This window comes from Acidibrevibacterium sp. (assembly GCF_049965395.1).
In the GTDB taxonomy this organism is placed as follows: Bacteria; Pseudomonadota; Alphaproteobacteria; order Acetobacterales; family Acetobacteraceae; genus Acidibrevibacterium; species Acidibrevibacterium fodinaquatile.
Map to the genome: position 1 here is coordinate 1 of NZ_JBMFWJ010000030.1, position 23,234 is coordinate 23,234.

A 23,234-nucleotide genomic window follows, 5' to 3' on the forward strand; every position below is an offset into this window, starting at 1 on the left:
GCGTGAGCGCCGGGATCTGGCCATAGCAGTAATTGGTGTCCATCGAGGTGCCGACGGGAAAGCCGGCGACGAGGCGCCCGCCGGAAATCACGTCGAGCATCGCGAATTCCTCGGCAACCCGCACGGGCGGATTATAAAGCGCGATGGAATTGCCGAGCACGACGATCGCGGCATCGCGGGTGCGCCGCGCCAGCGCCGCGGCGATCAGATTTGGCGACGGCATCAGCCCATAGCCGTTCTGGTGGTGCTCGTTGCAGCCGATGCCATCAAAGCCCAGGCTCGCCGCATATTCGAGCTGATCGAGATAGGTGTTGTAGACCTCGTGGCCGCGCCTCGGTTCGAACAAGCGGCTATCGATATCGACCCATACCGAGCGGTATTTTTCACGGAAATCATCCGGGAGGTCTGGCCAAGGCATCAGATTGAACCAGGTAAAGCGCATAACGTTCCCCGCGTGCTGTGATCATGTCCCATTGCGCGATAGCAAAGCCGCCGCGCCTGAGCTGGTCGATCTGCTTGTTGTTAGGCTGCCAGGATCAGCAGGTCGAAAGCAAGAGCATAATGCTATGGGACGATGGTTTCCAAGTTCATAGCGCGCCCGGGCTGGACGGCGAGGCGCTCTCGCTAAGCGGCGGCGGGAACGAGGCGCTTGCCGCAGCGCCGCGAAAGCGCGATCGCGCTCCGGTCCACCACGCGTTCGAATGGAACCGCGACGACGAAGGTCCCCGCGAGGCCGACCACGAGCGCAAGGCAGGCCGCGGCCCCCTGTCCAATCCATCCCACGGCCATCGTGAAAGCAGCGCAACCAAGCTCCCGCATGATGGGAAAATGCAGCAGGTAAATCGCGAAGGACAATTTTCCGAGCCATTGCACGAGCCGACTACGGAGCAAGCCATGCAGCTCTGGCAGGAGCAGAACCGCAACAAAGATCAAGGCCGCGGCGCATTCCTGGCTGAGTGAAAACCAGGCAAAAGGGTGAACAAGGGCGCGGGCGGCATCGGTCTCTTGTAGCCAGCGCAGCGCGGGCAGCCATCCGCCATACTCGACCCAAATCCCGACCGCGAACAGCGCAACGCCCAGCGCACGCCGCCCGTGGCACGCGATCAGAGTCGGGAACCAGGGGCTGCGGGCCATCAAGGACAGCACGCTGCCAAGAGCAAAGAGATTGAGCGCATTCACGCCGATGAACCACGCGCAAAGCATCAGCGCGACGCTATGAAGCCAAGCATGCCGCGCGCGCAGCCAAACCAGCATGAGAACCAGGGCCGAGCCCCAGAGTTCGAGATGGAGACTCCAGGATGGCGGATCGACCGACGCCGACCAATGCGGCAGAAATCGGGCCACGGGCTCGAACAGCGTGGTTTCCGCGGACCCAGTGATCAAGGAGAGGCCCGACATATCGGCAAGTGCCTGCGCTGGGGTTACCGGCTGCAGTCCGGCGAGCCACGACGATCCCGACAACGCCGCCGCGGCCGGCGCCTGCCCCGGCCACGCCGCCGTGAGCAACACCGCGAAAGCGCTGGCAACGGCGGCCGGAAGACCGAGCCGAACGGCGCGACGAGCAAGACCTGAGATGAGTGCATGCGGTTGCCGCTCGAAACTCGGCGTCAGCACGAATCCTGACATCACAAGAAAAATGAACACCGGCCATCCGCCAGAATCCTGAAACGCGCGAGCGAAGCGGGCAGGAACGCCAGGGTGTAATGCTGAAAAACGACTTGCATGGCCGCGAGCCCGCGCAGACCGTCGAGGTGTTTTTCTCGGCTCCCCGCTATCTCCATGATCGCCGCCTCTTTTGCGCCGGGCGCATGACAAGCGGCCCACATTTTCGTTCGCCTGCCCCACAAATAGAAAACCCGCCGCGTGTTGGCGCGGCGGGTTTGGAAGAGAGTGGAGAAATGACGTCAGCCAATATGGATATGGCTGGTCGAGATGCTGCTGACACCGGCAACGGTAATCTTGGTGCCATCCGACAAGGTGATCTGGGTATTTGTGGTGCCACCGGCGCCGCTGACCGTGGTTTGCGTCGGCTGGGAAGTGCCGTAATTGTAGAGATCGATCTGGTCGTTGTTGTTCCAGCCGCTGATCAAATCGTTGCTGGCGCCCCCGCCGCCAACGAATTGGAAGAAATTGGTGCCCGAACCACCATCCATCGTCGCGTCACCGGCAACGTTGATGAAGTAATTGTAGTAGGAGCCGCCCATCAGCGTCGCCGCGTTGCCGGCGCCGGCAACGTTGAACAGAATATTGGCGCCGCTGCTGCCGCTGGCGTTCAGCGTGGTGTTGCCCGAAGTGGCAGCGAGAATGTTACCGATCCCGCCGCCGGTCAGGGAAATGTCACCGCCGGTGCCAGCATAGGCAAGGACGGTGTTCATGCCCGAGCCGACATTGACCGTGTCATTGCCGTTTTCAGAGAGCATGGTAAAGGCGCCGGCGCCGGAATTATAAAGACCGTTGCCGTTCATGGCGAAGACGGTCGAATTGCCGAGCCCAGCGGTGAAGGTGCTGGCAGCGCCACCGCTGACGGTGACGTTGTTGACGAAAACCATCGCGCCAGACTCGGAAGCGCTTCCCATATAGGTGCCACCGCCGGCATTGGCAAAAATGGTCTCGGGTCCAGCGCCGCCCATCACCGTCCCGGCGCCGCTATTATCGACCACCGTCAAGGTGCCGGAGCCACCATTGACAAGGGCGTTATTGCCGCTCGACCCGTTAAGGAAGACGGTATCCTGACCGTTGCCGGCATTGATGGTGTCGGCGCCGGACGAACCGACCGTATCGGCGCCGGTGCCGAGATAGAGCGTGTTGGCCTGACCGCTACTGGTCAATATCATATCGTTACCGGAACCAGCGATGACGGTATTATTGCCCGTTCCGTCAAAGAGGAGGGTCCAATTGCCGCCGGCGGCCGAGGGTCCGAAGAATGTATTATTGCCGCCCGCCGCTGCGAGCGAGCCCGATTCGCCCTTGCCGGCATAGAACGTCATATTGCCGGAGCCGGAAACGATGCTTTCATTCGCCCCGGTATTGCCAGCGATGGTCGTGTTGCCGGTCGCAGAATTGTAAACGCCGTTGAAACCGGGCGCGAGCGTGATCGTGGCGCCGGTGATGCTGCCGTTCAGGACCGGATTGACGACGAAAATGCTCGGCTGCGTCGGGTTGGAGGAGGGCGCAGACGGGTCGAGGCTGGTGTAGAGATTGGTCGACGCGAAGGTCGTTGCGAAGCTGGAGAGGAGCGTATTCTGGAACGACGCGTTGTCGGTGGTGTTAAAATTCAGATTCTGAAACGTGCCATTGCCTGCCGGCACCGATACAGCGGTCATTGCGCTAGTCCTCCTAACTTTTCCTGGTCACTCAATACCCGCGCGAACCATCGAAAGCAAGAATTTTTTTGCCTGCAAATTGCGTCACTTCCCGAAATTTTTTCGGTTTGTTAACGCACTCTCACGCGTCATGCCGGGCAGCCGTCGCGCGACGACCGGCGCCCGGCCAGGCCGATACTCTCCCGGTTGACGGCAGCAGAGCCATTTGTTATTGCGACTTATTCGCAATATTAATAAGCCCAAATCAACCAAACGCTCGCGATCAGGAGATCCGCCATGCCCGAAACCGCGACCCACCCCCGTTTGCGCCTCTCGGCGCTCGCCGCCGCGGTCACTCTTCTCGTCGCCACGCGACTATTGGCGGCGGCGCCAGACAGTTTCCTCGCCCGGCTCCATCACCATGTCACCCTCGCCTCCACCGTCCCCGAGAACGGCGACCAGAACCCCTATGCCATTGCCGTCGCGCCGGTCTCGGTCGGCAAAATCCAAAAAAACGACATTCTCGTCGATAATTTCAACGACAAGAACAATCTCCAAGGCCTCGGCACCACCATCGTCCGCTATCGCCCCGGCGATAAAAGCGTCGCCCTGTTCGCGTCCCTGCCGCGAGACCTCGCGGGCTGCCCGGGCGGGGTCGGGTTGACCGCGGCGATGGCCATGCTGCGTTCCGGCCATGTCATCGTCGGCAGTCTCCCGAGCCATGACGGCACCACCGCGACCAAAGGCCAGGGCTGCCTAATTGCGCTCAGCCCCGAAGGCGCGGTCGAGACCGTCATCACCGGCGCGCATATCAATGGCCCCTGGGGCAACATGGCGGTGATCGATCGCGGCGACAGCGCAACATTGTTTCTGAGCAATACCGGTTTCGATGTCGGTGCCCCGAGCGATGACGCGCCGGTGGTCCACAAGGCGAGCGTCCTCCGCCTCGATCTCGCCCTCACCCCGGGGAAGGCGCCGGCGGTGACGCGGGAGACGGTGATCGGCGAGGGTTTCGGCGAGCAGGCCGACAAGGGCGTCTTCGTCATTGGCCCGACTGGTCTTGCCCTCGGCGCCGACGGCACACTCTATGTCTCGGATGCGATCGGCAACCGCATCACCGCCATCGCCGACGCCGCAACCCGCACGAGCAGCGCCGGCACCGGGCGCGAGGTGACCAAGGATGGCCTGCTCAAGCGTCCGCTGGCGCTGGCGATGACGCCGGGCGGCCATCTTCTCGTCACCAACGGGCTCAATGGCCAGGTGGTGGAAATCGACCCCGAGAGCGGGCGGCAGCTCGGCGCGCAATGGATCGACGCCGACAAGGCACAGACCCCGCCCGGCAACGGCGATCTCTTCGGCCTCGCCCTGACCCCAGAGGGCGACGGGCTCTATTACGTCGAGGACGACATGAACACGCTGGTGCTGGCGCGATGACCGAGAGTTCGCGTGCCTGCCCTTTCGCCTCCCGCCGCACGCTGCTCGTCGCGACCGCAGGATTAGCGGGCGCCATCCTCGGCCGGCGGGCAGGTGCTGAGGCGGCGCCCGCCGCCGCACCGGGGCCCGATCGGCTGCCGTTTCGCGGCGCCCATCAGGCCGGGATTCTGACGCCGCAACAGACCCATACCTATTTCGCGGCGTTCGATGTGACGACGCGAGATCGCACCGAGCTGATTGCTCTCCTGCGTCGCTGGACGGATGCCGCCGAGCGCCTCACCGCGGGGGAAACGGCGGCGCCCTTGGGCACGGATATGGGCCAGCCCGGCGCCGATTCGGGCGAAGCGTTGGGGCTCGGCCCGGCGCGCCTTACGCTCACCTTCGGCTTCGGGCCAGATTTGTTCGCGCATGACGGCGTTGACCGCTTCGGGCTTGCTGCGCACCGGCCGGCGCCACTCCTTGCGTTGCCGCGCTTCAACGGCGATCAGCTCGTGCCTGAGCGTTCGGGTGGCGATCTTTCGGTCCAAGCCTGCGCCGATGATCCGCAAGTGGCGTTCCATGCTGTCCGCCAGCTCGCCCGGCTCGCTTATGGGACGGCGCAACTCCGCTGGGTGCAGGCCGGATTCCTGCCGCGCACCCCGGCCGGGGAAACGCCGCGCAACCTGATGGGGTTCAAGGACGGCACCAACAACCCCGTCGGCGATGACGCCGCTTCGGTGGTCTGGGCCGGCGCCGAGGCCCCGCCCTGGCTGCAAGGCGGCAGCTATCTCGTCGTCCGGCGCATCCGCATCGCGCTCGAGCATTGGGACCGCACCGAGGTCGATTTCCAAGAGCAGACCATCGGCCGGCACAAATATTCCGGCGCGCCGCTCGGGGCCAAAGACGAATTCGCTCCGCTGCCGCTCGCGGCAAACGATGCCGACGGCAATCCGGTGATCGCCGAGAACGCCCATGTCCGTCTCGGCGCGGCGGCGAGCACCGGTGGCGCGCGCATCCTCCGCCGTGGTTACGCCTATGACGATGGGGCCAATATCACCGCCGAACGCTGGCCGCCCTGGCGCCAGGGTCTGGAATATGATGCCGGCCTGTTCTTTCTCGCCTATCAGTGCGACCCGCGGGCAGGCTTCATCCGGATTTTCGAGACCATGGCGAAGCTCGATGCGCTCAACCAGTTCACCACCCACACCGCGAGCGCGCTCTTTGCCTGCCCGCGCGGCGTAGCCGAAGGCGAATTCATCGGCGAGGCTTTGTTCGCCGCGACGTAACACGGCGGGCGGGGCTGCGTTTGTCCGCGGCATTTCGCCGTTGCGCCAAGCCTCGGACTATCCTTCCGGCATCACCGGCTGAAGCCGCCCACCTTGGCGGAACGGCGCGATCTTGCGGGTGAGACCCGTCTTGTCATCGGTCTCGACGAAGAGGCCGCAGAGCGTCGCCTCGCCTTCCGCCGGTTGCAGCTTCTCGCCCGGCACCTTGCGCCAGAACCGCGCCACCGCCGCTTCTTTTTTCATGCCGATGACGCTGTCGTAATCGCCGCACATGCCGAGATCGCTCTGATAGCCGGTGCCGCCGGGAAGGATCTGAGCGTCTGCCGTCGGGCAATGCGTATGGGTGCCGACGACCAGCGAGACCTTGCCGTCGAAACTATGCGCAAACGCCATTTTCTCGCTCGTCGCCTCGGCGTGAAAATCGATCACGATCGCCTGCGCCCCTGCCCCCAGCGCCTGCCGGCCGAGCGCTTCAGCGGCGGCGCGGAAGGGGCAATCGAGCAATTCCATGAAGAGACGCCCCATGAGGTTCATCACCACCGCCCGCCTGCCATCGGCGAGCGTGACCTCGGCAACCCCCGCGCCAGGCGTTCCCGGCGGGTAGTTGAGCGGGCGGATCAGGCGCGGGGTTTGCGCGATATAGGGGATGATTTCCTTGCGGTCCCAGGAGTGATTGCCGAGCGTCAACACATCCGCGCCGGCGGCGAACAACGCCGCCGCCATGTCCGGTGCGAGGCCGAAACCGTGCGAGGCGTTTTCGGCGTTGACGAGGACGAGATCGAGGGCAAGCGTCCGGCGTAGCGCTGGCAGCGCCGCGATCGCCGCTTCCCGCCCGCTGCGGCCGACCAGATCGCCGAGAAAAAGAATGCGCATCGCCTATTCCGTTTTCCTACAAAAAATCACCTCGCGCTCGGTCGCAACCGCGTCGAGAACCGCATCGAACGGGCCGGCGGGCACGTGCGCCATCTCTTGCGCAGCATAGGCGCAGCCGATCCGCCGCGCGCCGGGAAGTGTGGCGAGACTGCGGTCATAATACCCGGCGCCGTAGCCAAGGCGGTTGCCGGCGCGATCGAATGCGAGCAGCGGGATGAACAGAATGTCCGGCGCGAGCGCCGGGCCATCGGGGTGAGAGGTGCCAAACCGCCCGGGAAGCAGCGCCGCGCCCGGCTGCCAGCGGCGGAAAATCAGCGGCAAGCCACGGCGCGGCGTCTCCGGCAATACGATCGGGTGGCCACGCGCCGCGAGCGCAAACAGAAGCGGGCGGATATCGATCTCGTCGCCGATCGGCCAGAATCCGGCAACCACCGCGTCCGCGGGCACGGGAATTTCGCGGAGGACGATCTCGGCAAGCGCCGTGCCGCACGTGCGATCGGCGCCGGCGCGCCGGGCAAGCGCGCGCGCGCGGGCTTCGCGCTTGGCCGCGAGCAGCGCGCGATCCGCCGCCTCGCCGCTCATCTCGCGCGCACGGCAAACCAAAGGGGGGAAGCGCGAAGCCGCCATGGCCGTTGGCGTATCATCCTCCCAAGGCCTGCGTGTGCAGGTGGGCACCGGATATCGAGACCACGATCCCGACAGAGCCAGCTCCCGGGAGGAATGCTTACTGGCCCCGGGGATGAGTTGCCTGACGCACCGGGCAGCTCCGCACCCATCACTTTAGGGATGGTTGAGCGAATCGGCAATCTCCTCGGCGCGCGCCGCTAAGTGCTCGAGGCGCTTGCTCAACCCTCGGCTGGCGGCGGCCGGGGCGCCTGCGTCAGGCGCGACCGCCTGGGCAAGCTCGGCCTTGAGATCATGCAGTTCATCGGCCATCACGAGGGCGACGAGAAGCAAAAGCCGCGCCTCGCCGCTCTGGCCGCCGAGCGCCTTGATTTGGCTGATCCGCTGCTCGACCTCCTCCGCCATCGCCTGCAGATGCCCCTCCTGGCCGTCCTCGCAGCCGACGGTGTAAACATAGCCGTTGATGCGCAGCGTGACCTGGGCCATATCGCTCTCCTGTGTCTTCTCAACCGCCGGTTTCAGCGAGAACCGAACGCAGCCGCGCGATCAGTTGGTCGAGCCCGGCGGCGAGAGCGGCGGACGCGGGATGCCCAGTCGCTGGCGTCTGCGGCGCCGCGGAAGTGTTTTGCGCGGCGAGCGCCGCGGTATTGTTTTGCGCGGCGAGCGCCGCGACGCGCGTGAGCGCGGCCTCAAGGCGCGCCAGCGCGGCTTCGGCGTTCGGATCAGACTCGGCCATCGCCTTCTCCGGGTTGCAAGGTCACTTGAGTTTCAACCCCTGAACGGCTTGATCGTCAAGCAATGATTCGTGCCCGCCCCGGCGATTCCCGCGTTCTGCCGCCGGCCATCGTCGTCACCAGCCTTGATGCGGCCGAAGCGGCGCTGGCGCCGGGCCTCGCTGTCACCTTGCTGTCGCTGCCCGGCGCGGCGCTCAGCATGGGCGCGCCGTGGTGGCTGGCCCTGATCGCCGCCGCGGCCAATGCCTTCCCGACGACCGCCATGATCGACGTGATCGACTGCGCGGCAAGCCCCGGCGCGGCGCTCGCCGCCCTTCGCGCCGGCGCAAAGCGCCTCGTGCTGGCACCCGAGACACCGGCCCGCGCGGTGATCGCGCGGGCGGCGGCGGAATGCGGGGCGGAACTCCTCGCCGCCCGCCCCCCTGCCCTCAGGCTGCCGCCCGATCCCTTCTCGCCACGGGCGCGCGCCCTGATCGCCGCCTGGCTGATGACAGACCCCCGCCCGACGCGCTAATCACCACCACACCCCGCGCCCCGGGCGCCGGATGGACGAGTTCAGAGAAGACCAGACGAGATCAGACGAAAACCGAGAGGAGCAGGAGCGGCATGCGGATCACCCAGCGCGTCAAGAAAATTCTCGATTGGTACGAGAGCGACAACCCTGGCACCAAGGCCAATCTCGCCCGCATTCTGATGGAGGGAAAGCTCGGCGGCAGCGGCAAGATGGTCATTCTCCCCGTCGATCAGGGGTTCGAGCATGGCCCGGCGCGGAGTTTCGCCGCCAATCCGCCGGCCTATGACCCGCAGTACCATTTCCAGCTCGCGATCGAGGCCGGGCTCAACGCCTATGCCGCGCCGCTCGGGATGATCGAGGCCGGCGCCGCGAGCTTCGCCGGCGCGATCCCGACCATCCTCAAGCTCAATTCCTCGAACAGCTTGGCGACCAGCAAGGATCAGGCGGTGACCGGCTCGGTCGCCGATGCGCTCCGTCTCGGCTGCGCGGCGATCGGATTTACCATCTATCCCGCCAGTGACTACGCGTTTGAGCAGATGGAGGAGTTGCGCGAACTCGCCGAGGAGGCGAAATCAGCCGGACTCGCGGTCGTGGTGTGGAGCTATCCGCGCGGCCCGGCGTTGGATAAGGCCGGCGAGACGGCGCTCGATATCTGCGCCTATGCCGCGCATATGGCGGCGCTGATGGGGGCGCACATCATCAAGGTCAAGCCGCCGACCGAGCATCTGAGCCAGGAGGCGGCGCGCAAGGTCTATGAGAAGGAACGGATCCCGCGCGCGACGCTTGCCGAACGCGTCGCCCACGTCATGCAGGCGGCGTTCAATGGTCGTCGGCTCGTCGTTTTCTCGGGCGGCGAGAGCACCGGGAGCGAGGCGCTTTTGGAAACCGTGCGCGGTCTGCGCGACGGCGGCGCGCATGGCAGCATCATCGGGCGCAATAGTTTCCAGCGTCCGAAGGCAGAGGCGCTGGCGCTCTTGGGCAAGATCATCGACATCTATCAGGGGCGCGGCTGACCGCCGATGCGCGAGGCGGACGCGCGCTGTCGGCTCTATCTGATCACGCCGCCGGCGCTCGAGCCCGTGCGCTTCGCCGACGAACTCGCCGCCGCCCTCGACGCCGGCGATGTCGCCGCCGTGCAGTTGCGGCTCAAGCCGATCACCGATGACGCGCTCTGGCGCGCGATCGACGTGCTTCGGCCGGTGGCGCAGAGCCGTGGCGTTGCCTTTCTACTCAATGATCGCCCCGATCTGGTGCGCGAGAGCGGTTGTGACGGCGCCCATGTCGGTGCCGACGACATGGATGTCGCGGCGGCGCGGCGCCTGCTCGGCCCCGATTTGACGCTGGGGGCAAGCTGCTATGCGAGCCGCGACCGGGCGATGGCAGCCGGCGAGGCGGGGGCGGATTACGTCGCGTTCGGCGCCTTTTTCCCGACCATAACCAAGGAAGCACCGGCGCGCGCCGCGCCCGAGATCCTCGCCTGGTGGGCGGAGTTGATGGAACTCCCGGCGGTCGCGATCGGCGGCATCAACGCCGGAAACTGCGCCCCCCTGGTCGCGGCCGGCGCCGATTTCCTCGCGGTGATCAGCGCCGTCTGGGGCCATCCAGCGGGCCCGGCGGCGGGCGTGCGAGCGCTCAACGCCGCGATCGCGGGCGCTTAAAACCAATCAACAGTCCCAAAAGGCGATCATGACGCTTTGATACGAAATTATTTGAATATAGACAACAAAAAACAGCAAAAAACGTAAATATAGCAACAAAAATACTTACAAATGCGCCAATTGAACGAAGAGGTTGGTTTTTGATATCAAGTATATGATTTAAAACATCAAATAGCGGGTTAAGAGAAAGCAGGAAGTGTGAAACTATCGAAAAAAGGACATATAACCAAAGCCAGACAGACGGAATCATAGCAGCCCAGAAAAAATTAGCTAATGGAAATAAAAAATATAATAAACCAGACGGAATTAATACAACAGACTCAACAATAAAAAAAGTAGGGAAAATAAAAACATTGCTGGTAGATAAATTTAATAATAGGCCAGATAAGTTAGGAACTTTTCCAATATGCCATTGATAAAATTCTAAAGAAATTATTTGAGATATAGTAAATATAGCCATAAAAATAAAATTATTTGCCAAAAAATCTATAATTGCGATGGCAATTATATTTACGGAATTTAAGTTAATGCGCTGGAGAGCCCATATGATTCCTCTTGTTTTTCCAAGCATAAGGTAATCCGGGACAAGGCAAAAAAAGACGCGCGCCAATAGCAGATATAAAAATCCTTTTGCGTCTAACGATAAAATTTTATCAAAAAAATTAAAAATTTTTTGAGGATTATAAAGAAAACTCACTATAAAAGCTACAAACAAACTGCTGCTTGAAAATAATATTGAGCGAATAATACATTTTTTTGTTAGATGTTTATCACCAAAAAAACTATCTATGACTTGTTTTGCAAGATATGGTATAATTTTTATTTGGCAATTATAATTTTTTTTGAGGAGAAACTTTGTACATCTGTCGCGGGATTCATCAGATATTATTGATTCTAACCAACTAAATCCCTCATAACAGATTAGAGCAAAAAGAGGGGGAAGCAACCATCGGGTTGCCCCTCCTGACCACACCGCAGTCGTAATTAAATTTTCCAAAGATCTCCATCTGGTCGGTCGTGTGATTTATTTTCTATACCGTAATTCCAACCTTTTGAAAATCGCCCAAACTGCGAGTCAGGGTCAACACCCATCACCATGGCGGGAGAAGGACTGGACATAGCCCTTCACCACGTCGAACACTGTCTGGCAGGTGCTGACATCGACCTCGCCGCCGCCGAAATCGGGCTCGCCGAACCCGAACGGCCCGCCCATCATGCCGAAGCCGCCACCAAAATCGTCTTCGGACATGTAGCTCTCACTCTGATGCACATAGGCGAGGAATTTATGGCCATTGGCCTCATAGGTGCTTTGCGGCACCCCCATGCGCTGGATCAATTCCGCCTCGGAAAGCCCGACCATGCTCGAGAGATAAGCCTCGCGCTCCTTTTCGTAATTGACACAACCGGAGAGCAAGACGGCGCCAAGCAATAGCGGCCAGATTGGAAAACGCATCGGCAACCCCTGCGGCTTGAGACTCTGTGAACGCACCCGAGTTTGGCGGGTTTCGCGCGGCAGCGTCATATCACATCCCTGTCAACCGCACGCTCACCAAGACCGTGTCCCCAGCACGCGGGGCCCCGCCTCAGCGCAGGCCTTGCGGTTAGCTGAGAACGATCCCGCCGCAGACATTGAGGGTCTGCCCGGTGATGAACGCGGCGGCGTCAGAGGCGAGGAAAACCGCCGGCCCGGCGACGTCCTCGGGTTGGCCGAGGCGGCGGAGCGCGGTGATGCGGATCCACTGCGCGCGCGTCTCCGGGTCGTCGAGATTGGTGCGGCCCATGTCGGTTGCGATGATGCCGGGGCAGAGACAGTTCGCGGTGATGCCGTCAGCACCGACTTCTTGCGCGAGCACGCGGGTAAACCCCATCACCGCCGCTTTCGATGCGGAATAATGCGCCTGCGCCGGCGCGCCATGCTTGCCACCGATCGAGGCGATGTTGACGATGCGGCCATATTTGCGCGCCCGCATACTGGGCAAGACGGCTTGCGTGACGAGAAACGTGCCCTTGGCGTTGACATCCATCACCGCGTCCCAATCGGATTCCGCTAAAGAGACCACGGGGCTCGGGATCAAAATGCCAGCGTTATTGATCAGCGCATCGACCCGGCCGAACGCCGCCAAAATGTCGGCGACCATCGTTTCCACCTCATCGCGATGCGAGACATCGGCGAGCATGGCGAGCGCCTTGCCGCCACGCGCTGTCGCCTCCGCGCAGACCTGATCGAGCGCGGCGCGCTGGCGAGCGATATCGTTCAGCGCGAGATCGAAGCCGGCAGCGGCAAGAGCGAGGGCAATGGCGCGGCCGATGCCGCGGCTTGCGCCGGTGACGAGGGCGATGCGCCGTTCCTGGGGCTGGTTCATGACATCCCGTCCTTTTGGGTCAGAAAAACCGGATTTCGCCGCGCAGCACGGCGAGGCTGACGGCAGCGATCATCACCACGCCGCGTACCTCGTTTTGCAAATAAAAGGGGGCGCCGAGCAGATTGAGGCCGTTATCGAGCATGCCGATGATGACGACGCCCACCAAAGTGCCTTGCACCGTCGCCCGCCCCGGCTTGAACGCGGTCATGCCGAGGAACACGGCGGTCAGACTATCGAGCAGATAGGGCTCGCCGGCGCCTGGCTGGCCGGTGCCGAGCCGCGCCGTCAGCATAATCCCGCCCATCGCCGCGCCGAAGGCGGAAAGCGCCAGCGCCAGCACCCGGCAGCGATCGACGGCGATACCGGAAAGCCGCGCCGCCTGGATGTTGGCCCCGGTCGCGACGATGGCGCGGCCAGTGCGGGTGCGGTTGAGGAGGACGTAAAAAACCGCGACAATGGCAAGCGCGATGACGATCGGCACGGGGATGACGCCGAACAGCCGGCCGGTCGCGATATAATAAAACGAGTCCGGAAACGTCGCGTAAATCGAATCGCCGCCGTCATAGGCATAATTGGCGCCGAGCGCGATCGGCCCCATCGCCAGGGTCGCTATCAGGGAGGGGATCCGCAGCCGCGTCACCAAAAATCCATTGACGAGGCCGATCGCCGTGCCGCCAGCAACCGGCACCAGAATGGCGAGCGCCACCGGCAGCTTCGCCCACACCATCATCCCCGCCGCGAGCACACCCGAAAGCCCCGCGACTTCGCCAACCGAAAGATCAAACTCGCCGCTCGCGACCGCGACGGTGAGGCCCGAGGACACCACCATCAGCACCGAAATCTGAACGAGAATATTGCCGAGATTGGCGGCCGAGACGAAGCGGTTGCTGGCGAGCGAGAATGCGATGAAAATCGCGATCGCCGCGAGCACGGTGCCATAGCGGGCGAGAAAATTGGCAACCCGCGCCCCCTCGGCGTGGGCCAGCGCCTGCGGGACGTCCGTGTCGCTCGTGCTCATGTCAGGCAACCTCCAGCAAAAGCCGGTCTTCCGTGAGCCCGGCGCAGGGGCGGGCGGCGCCGAGCTGGTGATGGGCGATGCAATGGACGCGCTGGCACAGTGCCAGCAACTCGGCGAATTCGGCGCTAGCGACCAGCACCGCCGCACCCTGGCGGGCAAGATCGCGGATCAGCGCGTAGATTTCCGCCTTGGCACCGACATCGACGCCCTCGGTCGGGTTGTCGAGGAGGAGGAGCGGCGGCGCCGCATGCCGGTCACGCGCCATGCGCAAAAGCCAGCGGCCGAAGGCGACCTTCTGCTGATTGCCGCCCGAGAGGGTCATCACGTCCTGACGCGGGCCATGGCATTTGATGCCGAGCCGGGCGATCACGTCCCGCGCGGCGCCGGCTTCCGCCTCCGGCTGCATGAAGAGATGGCGGCTCAGCGCGCCGAGCGCCCCGCTCGCGAGGTTTTCCTGCACGTCGAGGCCAGGAAACAGCGCTTTGCGAATGCGATTATCAGCAACGAGAAAGATGCCGGCGGCAATTGCCTCTGCGACACTGTGCGGAAGCCGCGCAAGGCCAAGGAGCCGAGCGCTGGCGACGGAGTCGGCATGCGGGACACCGGCGAGGCGTTCGAGCAGCTCGGTTTGTCCTGCGCCGAGGACACCGGCGATGCCAACGATCTCCCCCCGCCGAATATCGAGCGCTGGGATCGCGAGCCGCCCGATCCGCGCGCCCCGTAGCGAGAGCGCGAGGTCGCCATCACCCGCCGCACCATCGCTTTCCCTCTTGGTGTCCTCGATGGCGCGGCCAACCATGAGGCGCACCACGTCGGCCGGGGTCGCTGCGGCAACCGGACCGTCGAACACTTTCCGCCCGTCCTTCAGCACCGCGACGCGATCGCAATGGGCGAAGACCTCGTTCAAATGATGTGAAATGAACAGAATGGCGAGGCCGCGCGCCTTCAGCTCATCAAGAAAAGTAAACAGCCGCCGGCTTTCGGCGAGCGAGAGCGACGCCGTCGGCTCATCGAGGATCAGGACGGCCGGATCATGCGCCGCGGCCTTGAGGATATCGAGGATCTTGGTCTCGCCGAGCGAAAGCGCGCCGCATTCCCGCGCCAGATCGATCGCAACCCCGACGCGATCGGCGAGCGCCTGCGCCTTGCGGCGCAGGGCGGCCTGGTCGATCAGCCCGAAACGGCGCGGCTCGCGGCCGAGCATGATATTCTCGGCCCCATCGAGGCACGGAATGATCGCGACGTGCTGATGCGCGACCGCGATACCGGCGGCATGCGCGTCGGCAACGCCACGAAACGAGACCACCCGCCCGTCGATCTCGATCCGCCCCTCATCGGCCGTGATGGCGCCGCAGAGAATCTTCACCAGCGTCGATTTGCCGGCGCCGTTGGCCCCGACCAGCGCCAGGATCTCGCCGGCATGAAGATCGAGATCCACCCCGTCCACCGCGCACGTCGCCTGAAAATTCTTGCGAACCCCGCGCGCTGAGAGACGAGGTGGTCTCATCGCCGCGTTCAGCCCTTCATGCCGGCGACAGCGCGGTCGCGATAGATGTAGTAAAGATCGGTCGCGTCATAGGTGGGCTTGCCGGCCGGCGGAATATTGACGTCCTTGACCAGGAGCGGCGCCGGGAAATCGACGGTCGGCACCGGCACGACCTCTTTTGCCGAACGCCCCTTGCCGACGATTTCGTTCACCATCCAGCCGCCATAGGCGCCCCACAGCTCGAAGGCCTGCGCGCAGGTCGCAACCAGCGGATAGTCGGGGTTGCGCATCCGCTCCAACGCCGTCGGATGACCGTCGCAGCCGACGACGAAGACCTTGTGCTCGAGCTTGTGCGCTTGAATGACCTCGGCCGCGGCCATCGCCGGCTCGTCCCACGGGCACCAGATCGCGTCGAGCTCGTCGCCATAGCGTGTCAGCCAGTCGTTGACGGCGTTCTGGGTGGTCTCGAAAAATCCCTGATACTGAATAACGCGCTCGGCTTTCAGGCTAATCCATTCATTTTCACCAAGGATCGCTTTCATTACCTTGCCGCGTTTGCGCGTGCCGTGATGGAAATTGGCAATAATCGCACAGATATTGGCCTTTTGCTTGCCCTCCGCAAGCAATCGTTCGACCATATATTGCCCAAACGCGCCCCCCATTACCCAGTTATTGCTGGTGATGTCAGCGAGCGCCGGCGCTTGCCAGCCGGAATCGAGGCTAAAGAACGGAATCTTGCTGCGCTCGAGATCGGCGAGCGCGCTGTGGGCCGCGGTCAATGTCCCGAACAATACCATGATGGCGTCGGATTTGGCGGTGATCGCGTCTTCGATCTGGCTGACCAGCGCGCCAGGATCGCCTTTGGCGTCGGTCTGGGTCACCTGCCAGGTTTTATCGAGGCCGGTGGTCTTGAGCCATTGCTGAAACCCCGCCCAGGCGCGCTGGTCGGATTGCGCCGCCATTTGCTGCGCGACCACGGCGAGTTTCACCGGCTTGCCCTCCGCGGCGCGCGCCGGCGTGCTCCCGAGCAGGAATTGCGCGAGTTGCGGACCGGCCAAGGCGGCGGCACCGAGGCCGAGCCCTTGCAGCAAGGCGCGTCGCGAAGCGCCGTCGGGATTTTGTGGGTCTTTCTCCATGAGTCTCCTCCTCAAAACACCCTCGCGGTTGATCCCGCGCGGTGATGTGTCAGCCGTCGAACAAGGCGGCGATAGGCTGCGGCGCGTCCCATTGCGGCATGTGGCCGGCGCCGGCGATCAGGTGGATCGCGATGCGGGGCGGCAGGTTCTGCACTTGCGTCCACGGAATGATGGCGTCGGCAGTGCCCCAGACGACGCGAACCGGCATCGGCAGCGCCGCCAGCATCGGCAGAATGTCGATCTGCTGGCGCCCGCCGCCGGCGGTGGCCTCGGCGAGCGAGGCAAGCTGCCCCGCCGCCAGGCGTTCGGCCATTGCGGTGAGCTGCTCGGACGAAAGCGCGGGTGGCTGCGGCGAGAGGCGGCGCAGCACATGGGCGAGCCCACCGGCGCTCCGGACCGCGGCGAGGCCGAAGACGAAATCGGCGTCGATCGCATCACCGATCCCGACAGGGGCAAGCAGCGTGAGGCGCGCGACCTGCTCTGGATGCCGACGTGAAAGCAGGGCCGCAACGGCACCGCCGAGCGAGTGCCCGACCAGTTCCACCGGCGCATCTGCCGCGAGCAGCGGCGCGAGCGGCTCAGCGAGTGCCTCGAGCGTGTCAGCGGTGAGGGTGGTCGCGCCGTGGCCGGGAAGATCGGGGGCGGCAACGGCAAATCCCTGGCGGGCGAGATGTGTCGCCAAGACCGCCCAGGTCTGCGCGTCACCACCGAAACCGTGCACCAGCACCGCTGTGCGGCGCAGCGCACCACGCGCCGGCCAGCGTCGCACCGCGAGCGCGTCCGGCGCTGAGCCGGTGATGGCGGCGCGCACGTCACGCGCTTCGATGCGGCCGCGCCGGCCGCTGCCCGCGAGGGCTGCGAGATCGATCCCCTCGCGCGCCGCCAGACGGCGGGCAAGCGGGGTCGCGCGCCGACGCCCAGTCTCCGTCGTCAGCCGCGGCGAAGGGGCGGGTGCGATGGCTGCCGGCGTGGTCTCGGCGACCACGGCGGAGACGCCGTCGGGCGCACCGTCATCGGCCGGGGCAGCGCCGATCGTCTCGTAGCGGCAAAGCGGCGCGCCGACCACGACCTCCGCTCCGGCCGGCGCCAGCACCTCGATCAGAGTTCCGTCAGCCAGCGCCGGCAATTCGACCACGGTCTTGTCGCTCTCGATTTCGACGATGGTCTCGCCGCGCCGAAACATCTCGCCCGCCTGCTTCACCCAAGTGACGATGCGCCCGCTCTCCATCGTCTCGCCGAGCCGGGGCAGGGTGAGCAGCGCCGTCATTTGCCGAGCATCCGGGCAACGGTTTCGACGATCAGCGCCGCGTCCGGCACCGCCGCCGCTTCTAGCGCCGGCGAAACCGGGATCGGCACATCCTCGCCGGCGATGCGGATCACCGGATCCTCGAGGAAATCGAAGCATTCTTCGCTGATGCGCGCGGCAAGCTCGGCTGCAACCCCGGCGGTGAGATACCCCTCGCTCACCACCACCGCCCGCCCGGTACGGGCAACCGAAGCGGCAACCGTTGCCATGTCGAGCGGGTTCAAGGTGCGGAGATCGATCACCTCGGCGGTAATGCCGCGCTCGGCCAGGCGCTCTGCCGCCGCGAGCGCGACATGCACCATACGCGAATAGGCGACGAGGCTGACATCATCGCCGGCACGGCGGATCGCCGCCTGCCCCCAGGGCGGGACGGGCGCGGCAAAATCGACCAACTCCTTGCGGGCGTAGAGCGCCTTGTGCTCGATGAAGACGACCGGATCGGGCAGCGTCAGAGCGTGGCGCAGTAAATGATAGGCGTCAGCGGCGGTCGCCGGCATGGCAAGGCGCAGGCCGGGCGTGTGCATCACCCAGCCCTCCAAGCTCTGCGAATGCTGCGCGCCGGCCGAACGCCCGGTTCCGCCTTGGGTGCGAAGGACCATCGGCACGCCGATCTGGCCGCCAAACATATAACGAATCTTGGCGGCCTGATTGGCGAGCTGGTCCATCACCAGGCCGAGGAAATCGACATACATCAGTTCCGCGACCGGCCGCAGCCCGGTCATCGCCGCGCCGATCGCGGCCCCGACGATCGCCGGCTCGCTGATCGGGGTGTCGATCAGTCTCCCTTCCCCGAACTCGCCGATCAGATCCTTGGTGACGCCATAGGCGCCGCCATAACGGCCGACCTCCTCGCCGATGACGACGACGCGTGGGTTTTCGCGCATCGACTCGTCGAGCGCGCGGCGCAGCGCCTCGCGATAGGTGATCTCGCTGGCAACCGTCTCGCTATCCATCAGGCACCTGCCAGAATGCGATCGAGCCGGGTTCGCAACGGTTCCGGGGCCGGCTCGCCGGGGGCGAAAACATCGCGAAACAGCGCGTCATAGGCCGGTGGCGCGGCGGCGGCGGCAAAATCGATCGCATCATCCATCTCGCGCGCGATGGCGAGGTCGAGCGCATCCAGCGCCGCCTCATCGCTCTCGCCACGCGCAAGAAGTGCTGCGCGCGCATGGCGCACCGGGTCGCGCTGGCGCCCGGCTGCTTCTTCCTCAGCGCTGCGATAGGGGCTTTTGTCCATCCGGCCATGGCCGAAGAAGCGAAAGCAGGAGACGACGAGAAACCCCGGACGGCCGCCACGGGCCTCGGCGACCAGCGTTTCCGCCGCGGTGAAAACGGCGGTCACATCCTCGCCGTCGGCGCTTTCGGCGAGAAGGCCGAGCGCCGCTGCGCGGGCGGCGAAATCGGTGACCCGCGTTGCGCGATCGACCCGGGTGCCCATGCCGTATTGGTTGTTTACGCACACGAACATTACCGGCAGCGCCCACAGCGCCGCCATGTTCATGCTTTCATAGAGAATGCCCTGCTGCATCGCCCCGTCGCCAAAGAACGCGACCGAGACGGCATCCTTGCCGAGATGCTTGTAGCTCAGCCCAGCGCCGACGACATGCGGAATGCCGCCGCCGACGATGGCGTTGGCGCCGAGATGGCCGAGCGCCATGTCGGCGATATGCATCGACCCACCCTTGCCGGCGCAATAGCCTTCCGCCTTGCCGGCGATCTCGGCCATCATGCGCTTGGGATCGGCGCCGCGGGCAAGAAAAATGCCATGGCCGCGATGATGCGTCGTGAAACTGTCAGCCGCCCGCAACGCGGCGCAGACACCCGCCGCCGCCGCCTCCTCTCCGATCGAGAGATGCAGCATCGAGCCGGCCGAGAGCCCGCGCACATAGAGTTCGGCGACACGCTCCTCGAACGAGCGGATGCGGCGCATCGTGCGATAGAGATCAAACAGCGGCAGATTGGCACGCTGGGTCATGCCGGGGCGTCCTCCGTTGCGGCGCGGTCACGCGCGGTGCGTCGCACAATTGTTTTTTTGAACGACAAATGTGCTGCTACGCACACTTGTCACCAGCCGCAACTTTTGTCAAGGCTTACCTATGAGCCAGCCCGACCTCTCGCGGCCGATGCCGCTCCATCTCGGCCAAGAGCCTGACGAAGCTCTCATCGTTCGTGCCGCCTGGCTCTATCACCTGGTCGGCAAAACCCAGGAGGAAGTGGCGGCGCAGCTTGGAATTCACCGCACCCGCGTCGTCCGCCTGCTCGCTGAGGCACGCGAACGCGGGCTGGTGAGCGTCACCATCCATCATGACGCGGTGCACGATCTCGAAATCGAGCGCATGATCACGGCGCGGTTCGGTCTCGACTTTTGTTTTGCGACCATACCGACAGGGCTTTCGGAAACCGCAAACGCAGCGATCGCCGCAGCCCAGGGCGTGATTGCGCGCCGCGCCGTCGGCTCGGCAGCGGCCTCGCTCCTGCGCGGCCGGCTGGCGCAAGGGCGGCTTACCGTCGGGGTGAGTTGGGGGCGGACCCTGGAGCAAGTGGCCCTGCATCTGACGGGCGTGCGCAATCCCGAGGCGCGGTTCGTGTCCTTGATGGGATCGCTGTCTCATAATTCCGCCTCGAACACCTTCGAGGTGGTGCAGGCCTTTGCCGCCCGCACCAGCGGCGTAGGGCATTTTCTCCCCATTCCCTTCATCGCCGACAGCATCGACGACCGGGCGGTTTTGCTGTCGCAGCGCAGTGTCGCGGCTGCGCTCGCTATGGCGCACAATGCCGATCTCTACCTGATCAGCGTCGGCGAGCTTAGCGAAACCTCTCTCTTGCGCCAGCGGGGCATGATCAGCGCCGATGACTTGGCGGAACTGCGCCGCCTCGGCGCCGTTTGCGACACGCTCGGGTTATTCTTTGACGCGCAGGGGCGAAGAATAGATCACCCGCTGTCACGCCGTGCGTTGGCGGTCGATTTTCAGCGCTTGATCGGGCGCGATGTCGTGCTGCTCGGCGCCGGGATCGAAAAAATTGCCGCAGTAGCAGCCCTTTTGCGCACCGGCGTGGCACGAGGTCTCGTCATCGATGGCGACGCGGCCAGCCTGCTCGCGCGCGACGCCTAGCGGTGCCCGTCGTTCATCGCGGCGTACGCGGGATCACGCGCGAAAAAGGGATCGCGCCGGTTTCGGTGACGAAAGCGATCTCCAACACCTCGGGACGCAGCGCGGCGCGCAGGAAACCATGCGCGCCGGCAGCAAAGCCGGGGCGATTGGCGGGGCCGGTCTCATAGGTTTCCGAGCCGGCGCCGGTGGTGACATAGGCGATACCATCCATCTCGACATATTGCATCGAATGATCGTGCCCATTGATGTAAACCGGCACGCGATGCCGCCGCAGCAGCGGCGCGAGCGGCGCGATCAAATCCGGCTGGTCGTGATGCGCGCCGCCGAGCGCGGTATAAAGCGGGTGATGGCCGATGACGATCTTCCACGGCGCGGTGGACGCACCGAGCGCCTGATCGAGCCAGGCAAGCTGGGCCGCCGGGTCTTGGTCGTCGATCCGGACTGCGCTGCCGCGATAGGCGCGAATGAACGGGCTGGTATCGATAAAGAAGAAATCCGCCGCACTCCCATCAGCCAGGGTCTCGGTGCGTGAGAAATAGCGCGCCGGCATCCGCCAGCGCGGGCTCTTGCTGTGATAGGCGAGTTGTGGTGCGATTTCACCGCGATAATCATGGTTGCCGAGAATGACATACCAGGGGGTTTGCAGCGCCGGCGCGGTATAGATCCCCTCGAAGGATTGCCGCCAATGGGTATCGTCGAGGCTTTGTACCCCGTTTTCATAAAAATTATCGCCAACCGAAACCACGAAGCGGCTCGCGATCGATGCTGCCGTCTCGCCCATCTGACGCCCGACCTCCGCCTGGTGATCGGCGCCACGTCGCCCCCAATCGCCGATGACGACGAAGGGCAAAGCTGGCGCCGCGGCTCGCGCCGGAACGGTGAGCGCGAGGCCGGCGGGAAGCGCGCCGAGCAGAACTTGCCGGCGAGACAGCGGCTTAGAGCTCAGGTTCATCGATGATCTCATTCTCCAGACTCGCCCTGTGACGGCGCAGCCCCTCCCACCCAGCGATAGCGGAAATCGCAATGCGAGGCCCCCTCCATGAGGGTTTGCGTTCGCGTGAGCGCAAGCGCCGGATGATAGCCTTCGCAAAACGCTGCGTCACGCTGGCAGGAGAGAATGCCGCCAAGGTCACCAAGGCCGAGATCTTTATACATCTCGGCATAACGGCATTGCGTGACATTAAAATGAAATTCGTCGGCCTTGGCGGGAAGTTCCTCGATGGCGAGCGCATCCTCGGCGCGCCAGAGCGACTGGATCGCGCGGAAATGGGCGAGGTCGGCCCCCGCCGGTGCGGCTTCGGCGAACTCGCGCGCTGCGTCCTTGGCCATCGCGATGACGGCGCGCGCGAGAACGCGCTTTGCCGCCGCTTCCCCAAATTCACGCGCCATTTCAGCGAACACGCCCTTGGCGAAGATCGCCTCGATCCGCCGTCGCGCCAGAATGGACATCTCAGCCATCGGCATAACTCCCCGAAGCGCGCGCCGCCGGGCGCGGGCTGGCGTTGACGAGATAAAGTCCCGCCGCCACCGCCATCAAGGCAAGCGCGAGAAAAACCGATGCCGGCTCATGCAAAACCACGATCCCGGCAAGCATGCCAAAGAGTGGCGTGAGAAACGAGAATGCGGCAAGACGGCCCGCCGGATAAAGCCCGATCAGCCAGAACCAGGCGAGATAGCTTGCGAAGGCGACGATCACCGATTGATAGGCGAGCGAGGCGTAAGCGATCGGCCCGGCATGAAAAATCGCGCCCCCTTCCCCTTTGAGCAGCGCCGCGCCAAGCAGGATCGGAATCGAGCCGGCGAGCTGATACAATAAAACCTTCGCGGCCGAGATCCGCTGCAGCCCCTTCACCGCCTTCACCATCACCGTCACCGCCGCCCACGTCATCGCCGCCAGCGTCACCATGAGATCGCCAAGCACCGAGCCACCGGCGCCGGCATGACGCAGACCATCGGCGAAAGCGATGGCCACACCCGCGAATGCGAGTACCAGCCCAACAACTTGCCGCGCGGCGAGCTGTTCCCCTGGCACGAGAAAATGCACGCCGAGGGCGACGAAAAACGGCGCGGTATAGAGAAACAAGACCGCGCGCGAGGCAGTGGTGCGGGTGAGGCCGGCATAAAGCAAGAGGAACTCGCCACCGAACAAAAGCGCCATGATGACACCAGGGACCAGCGTGTGATCGCGGCGACAAAGCCGCCAGAATCCGCCCGCGCCCTCCCGCCAGCCGATCCAAAGAAGCAGCAGCAGGGTCGAGAACAGCGAACGGAGCCCAGCCTGTAACGCCGGCGGCAGCCCATCGGCGATGGCGAGCTTGACCAAGACCTGCTGGCCGCCCCAGATGAGGCAGAGCAGCGTCATCACGGCTATCGCTCGCCCGTCGAGACGGGGGTTCATGCCGAAGCGG

The 23,234-nt window shown here is 64.2% G+C and carries 25 protein-coding genes and 1 other RNA gene; 6 read left to right on the forward strand and 20 right to left on the reverse strand.

Annotated features, from left to right (window positions below):
• The 3 genes from ACP5M5_RS09915 to ACP5M5_RS09925 all read right to left on the reverse strand — a co-directional run.
• Positions 1 to 442: LLM class flavin-dependent oxidoreductase (locus ACP5M5_RS09915; protein ID WP_427936979.1), on the reverse strand; the 442-nt coding region annotated here is incomplete at its 3' end.
• Positions 443 to 624: 182 nt separating this feature from the next.
• A complete protein-coding gene (locus ACP5M5_RS09920; protein ID WP_427936981.1) occupies positions 625 to 1,845 on the reverse strand; it encodes an acyltransferase family protein in 1,221 nt (406 codons plus the stop codon).
• Between the two features lie 59 nt (positions 1,846 to 1,904).
• Positions 1,905 to 3,323: a beta strand repeat-containing protein gene (locus ACP5M5_RS09925; RefSeq protein ID WP_427936983.1), complete on the reverse strand. Its 1,419-nt coding sequence runs from the start codon at positions 3,321 to 3,323 to the stop codon at positions 1,905 to 1,907.
• Between the two features lie 276 nt (positions 3,324 to 3,599).
• Between ACP5M5_RS09925 and ACP5M5_RS09930 the strand changes: the two genes are divergently transcribed.
• Positions 3,600 to 4,736, forward strand: coding sequence for a hypothetical protein (locus ACP5M5_RS09930; protein ID WP_427936985.1), 1,137 nt, complete (start codon positions 3,600 to 3,602; stop codon positions 4,734 to 4,736).
• Positions 4,733 to 6,001, forward strand: a complete 1,269-nt coding sequence (locus ACP5M5_RS09935; RefSeq protein ID WP_427936987.1) for a Dyp-type peroxidase — start codon at positions 4,733 to 4,735, stop codon at positions 5,999 to 6,001. Before ACP5M5_RS09930 ends, ACP5M5_RS09935 begins: the two co-directional genes overlap by 4 nt.
• Before the next feature lie 57 nt (positions 6,002 to 6,058).
• Here the strand turns inward: ACP5M5_RS09935 and ACP5M5_RS09940 are convergent, their stop codons facing one another.
• From ACP5M5_RS09940 to ACP5M5_RS09960, 5 genes are all read right to left on the reverse strand, one after another.
• Positions 6,059 to 6,874 carry a TIGR00282 family metallophosphoesterase gene (locus ACP5M5_RS09940; protein ID WP_427936989.1) on the reverse strand — a complete coding sequence of 272 codons (816 nt, stop codon included), beginning with the start codon at positions 6,872 to 6,874 and terminating at the stop codon, positions 6,059 to 6,061.
• Between the two features lie 3 nt (positions 6,875 to 6,877).
• Positions 6,878 to 7,501, reverse strand: a complete 624-nt coding sequence (locus tag ACP5M5_RS09945; RefSeq protein WP_427936991.1) for a 5-formyltetrahydrofolate cyclo-ligase — start codon at positions 7,499 to 7,501, stop codon at positions 6,878 to 6,880.
• Positions 7,488 to 7,644, reverse strand: a non-coding RNA gene (gene ssrS, locus ACP5M5_RS09950) — 6S RNA. Before ssrS ends, ACP5M5_RS09945 begins: the two co-directional genes overlap by 14 nt.
• Positions 7,645 to 7,654: 10 nt before the next feature.
• Positions 7,655 to 7,984 (reverse strand): cell division protein ZapA, encoded by a 330-nt coding sequence (locus tag ACP5M5_RS09955; protein ID WP_427936993.1) that lies wholly within the window; start codon positions 7,982 to 7,984, stop codon positions 7,655 to 7,657.
• A 19-nt stretch (positions 7,985 to 8,003) separates the two neighbouring features.
• Positions 8,004 to 8,234, reverse strand: a complete 231-nt coding sequence (locus ACP5M5_RS09960) for a hypothetical protein (protein WP_427936995.1) — start codon at positions 8,232 to 8,234, stop codon at positions 8,004 to 8,006.
• 62 nt (positions 8,235 to 8,296) lie between these two features.
• Between ACP5M5_RS09960 and ACP5M5_RS09965 the strand changes: the two genes are divergently transcribed.
• From ACP5M5_RS09965 to thiE, 3 genes are all read left to right on the forward strand, one after another.
• On the forward strand, positions 8,297 to 8,746 hold the full coding sequence (locus ACP5M5_RS09965) for a hypothetical protein (protein ID WP_427936997.1): 450 nt from the start codon (positions 8,297 to 8,299) through the stop codon (positions 8,744 to 8,746).
• A gap of 92 nt (positions 8,747 to 8,838) precedes the next feature.
• Positions 8,839 to 9,759, forward strand: coding sequence for a class I fructose-bisphosphate aldolase (locus ACP5M5_RS09970; RefSeq protein WP_427936999.1), 921 nt, complete (start codon positions 8,839 to 8,841; stop codon positions 9,757 to 9,759).
• 6 nt (positions 9,760 to 9,765) lie between these two features.
• Entirely contained in the window at positions 9,766 to 10,404 is a 639-nt protein-coding gene (gene thiE / locus ACP5M5_RS09975) for a thiamine phosphate synthase (RefSeq protein ID WP_427937001.1), read from the forward strand.
• Here thiE and ACP5M5_RS09980 read toward each other — a convergent pair.
• From ACP5M5_RS09980 to ACP5M5_RS10020, 9 genes are all read right to left on the reverse strand, one after another.
• Positions 10,379 to 11,401, reverse strand: coding sequence for a hypothetical protein (locus ACP5M5_RS09980; protein ID WP_427937003.1), 1,023 nt, complete (start codon positions 11,399 to 11,401; stop codon positions 10,379 to 10,381). The genes thiE and ACP5M5_RS09980 overlap by 26 nt on opposite strands.
• An 84-nt stretch (positions 11,402 to 11,485) precedes the next feature.
• Complete coding sequence (locus ACP5M5_RS09985) at positions 11,486 to 11,926, reverse strand: hypothetical protein (RefSeq protein WP_427937005.1); 441 nt, start codon at positions 11,924 to 11,926, stop codon at positions 11,486 to 11,488.
• Positions 11,927 to 12,005: 79 nt separating this feature from the next.
• The gene (locus tag ACP5M5_RS09990; RefSeq protein ID WP_427937007.1) at positions 12,006 to 12,767 is read right to left on the reverse strand and encodes an SDR family NAD(P)-dependent oxidoreductase; all 762 of its coding nucleotides are present in this window, start codon (positions 12,765 to 12,767) and stop codon (positions 12,006 to 12,008) included.
• Positions 12,768 to 12,786: 19 nt separating this feature from the next.
• Positions 12,787 to 13,785, reverse strand: a complete 999-nt coding sequence (locus tag ACP5M5_RS09995; RefSeq protein ID WP_427937009.1) for an ABC transporter permease — start codon at positions 13,783 to 13,785, stop codon at positions 12,787 to 12,789.
• Position 13,786: 1 nt separating this feature from the next.
• Positions 13,787 to 15,232 carry a sugar ABC transporter ATP-binding protein gene (locus ACP5M5_RS10000; protein WP_427937011.1) on the reverse strand — a complete coding sequence of 482 codons (1,446 nt, stop codon included), beginning with the start codon at positions 15,230 to 15,232 and terminating at the stop codon, positions 13,787 to 13,789.
• A gap of 68 nt (positions 15,233 to 15,300) precedes the next feature.
• Positions 15,301 to 16,407, reverse strand: a complete 1,107-nt coding sequence (locus ACP5M5_RS10005) for a sugar ABC transporter substrate-binding protein (RefSeq protein ID WP_427937013.1) — start codon at positions 16,405 to 16,407, stop codon at positions 15,301 to 15,303.
• A gap of 49 nt (positions 16,408 to 16,456) precedes the next feature.
• Entirely contained in the window at positions 16,457 to 17,674 is a 1,218-nt protein-coding gene (locus ACP5M5_RS10010; RefSeq protein WP_427937015.1) for an acetoin dehydrogenase dihydrolipoyllysine-residue acetyltransferase subunit, read from the reverse strand.
• Entirely contained in the window at positions 17,671 to 18,666 is a 996-nt protein-coding gene (locus tag ACP5M5_RS10015) for an alpha-ketoacid dehydrogenase subunit beta (RefSeq protein WP_427937017.1), read from the reverse strand. The genes ACP5M5_RS10010 and ACP5M5_RS10015 overlap by 4 nt, the downstream gene beginning before the upstream one ends.
• Complete coding sequence (locus ACP5M5_RS10020; RefSeq protein ID WP_427937019.1) at positions 18,666 to 19,688, reverse strand: thiamine pyrophosphate-dependent dehydrogenase E1 component subunit alpha; 1,023 nt, start codon at positions 19,686 to 19,688, stop codon at positions 18,666 to 18,668. Before ACP5M5_RS10020 ends, ACP5M5_RS10015 begins: the two co-directional genes overlap by 1 nt.
• Positions 19,689 to 19,809: 121 nt before the next feature.
• Here ACP5M5_RS10020 and ACP5M5_RS10025 point away from each other — a divergent pair, with 121 nt between their 5' ends.
• Entirely contained in the window at positions 19,810 to 20,826 is a 1,017-nt protein-coding gene (locus tag ACP5M5_RS10025) for a sugar-binding transcriptional regulator (protein WP_427937021.1), read from the forward strand.
• 13 nt (positions 20,827 to 20,839) lie between these two features.
• On the opposite strand, the gene ACP5M5_RS10030 is transcribed toward ACP5M5_RS10025, so the two are convergent.
• The 3 genes from ACP5M5_RS10030 to ACP5M5_RS10040 are packed head-to-tail and all read right to left on the reverse strand — an operon-like array spanning position 20,840 to position 23,224.
• Entirely contained in the window at positions 20,840 to 21,778 is a 939-nt protein-coding gene (locus ACP5M5_RS10030; RefSeq protein ID WP_427937023.1) for a purple acid phosphatase family protein, read from the reverse strand.
• A gap of 8 nt (positions 21,779 to 21,786) precedes the next feature.
• Positions 21,787 to 22,284 (reverse strand): L-2-amino-thiazoline-4-carboxylic acid hydrolase, encoded by a 498-nt coding sequence (locus ACP5M5_RS10035; protein WP_427937025.1) that lies wholly within the window; start codon positions 22,282 to 22,284, stop codon positions 21,787 to 21,789.
• Complete coding sequence (locus ACP5M5_RS10040) at positions 22,277 to 23,224, reverse strand: DMT family transporter (protein WP_427937027.1); 948 nt, start codon at positions 23,222 to 23,224, stop codon at positions 22,277 to 22,279. The genes ACP5M5_RS10035 and ACP5M5_RS10040 overlap by 8 nt, the downstream gene beginning before the upstream one ends.
• Between the last annotated feature and the right edge of the window lie 10 nt (positions 23,225 to 23,234).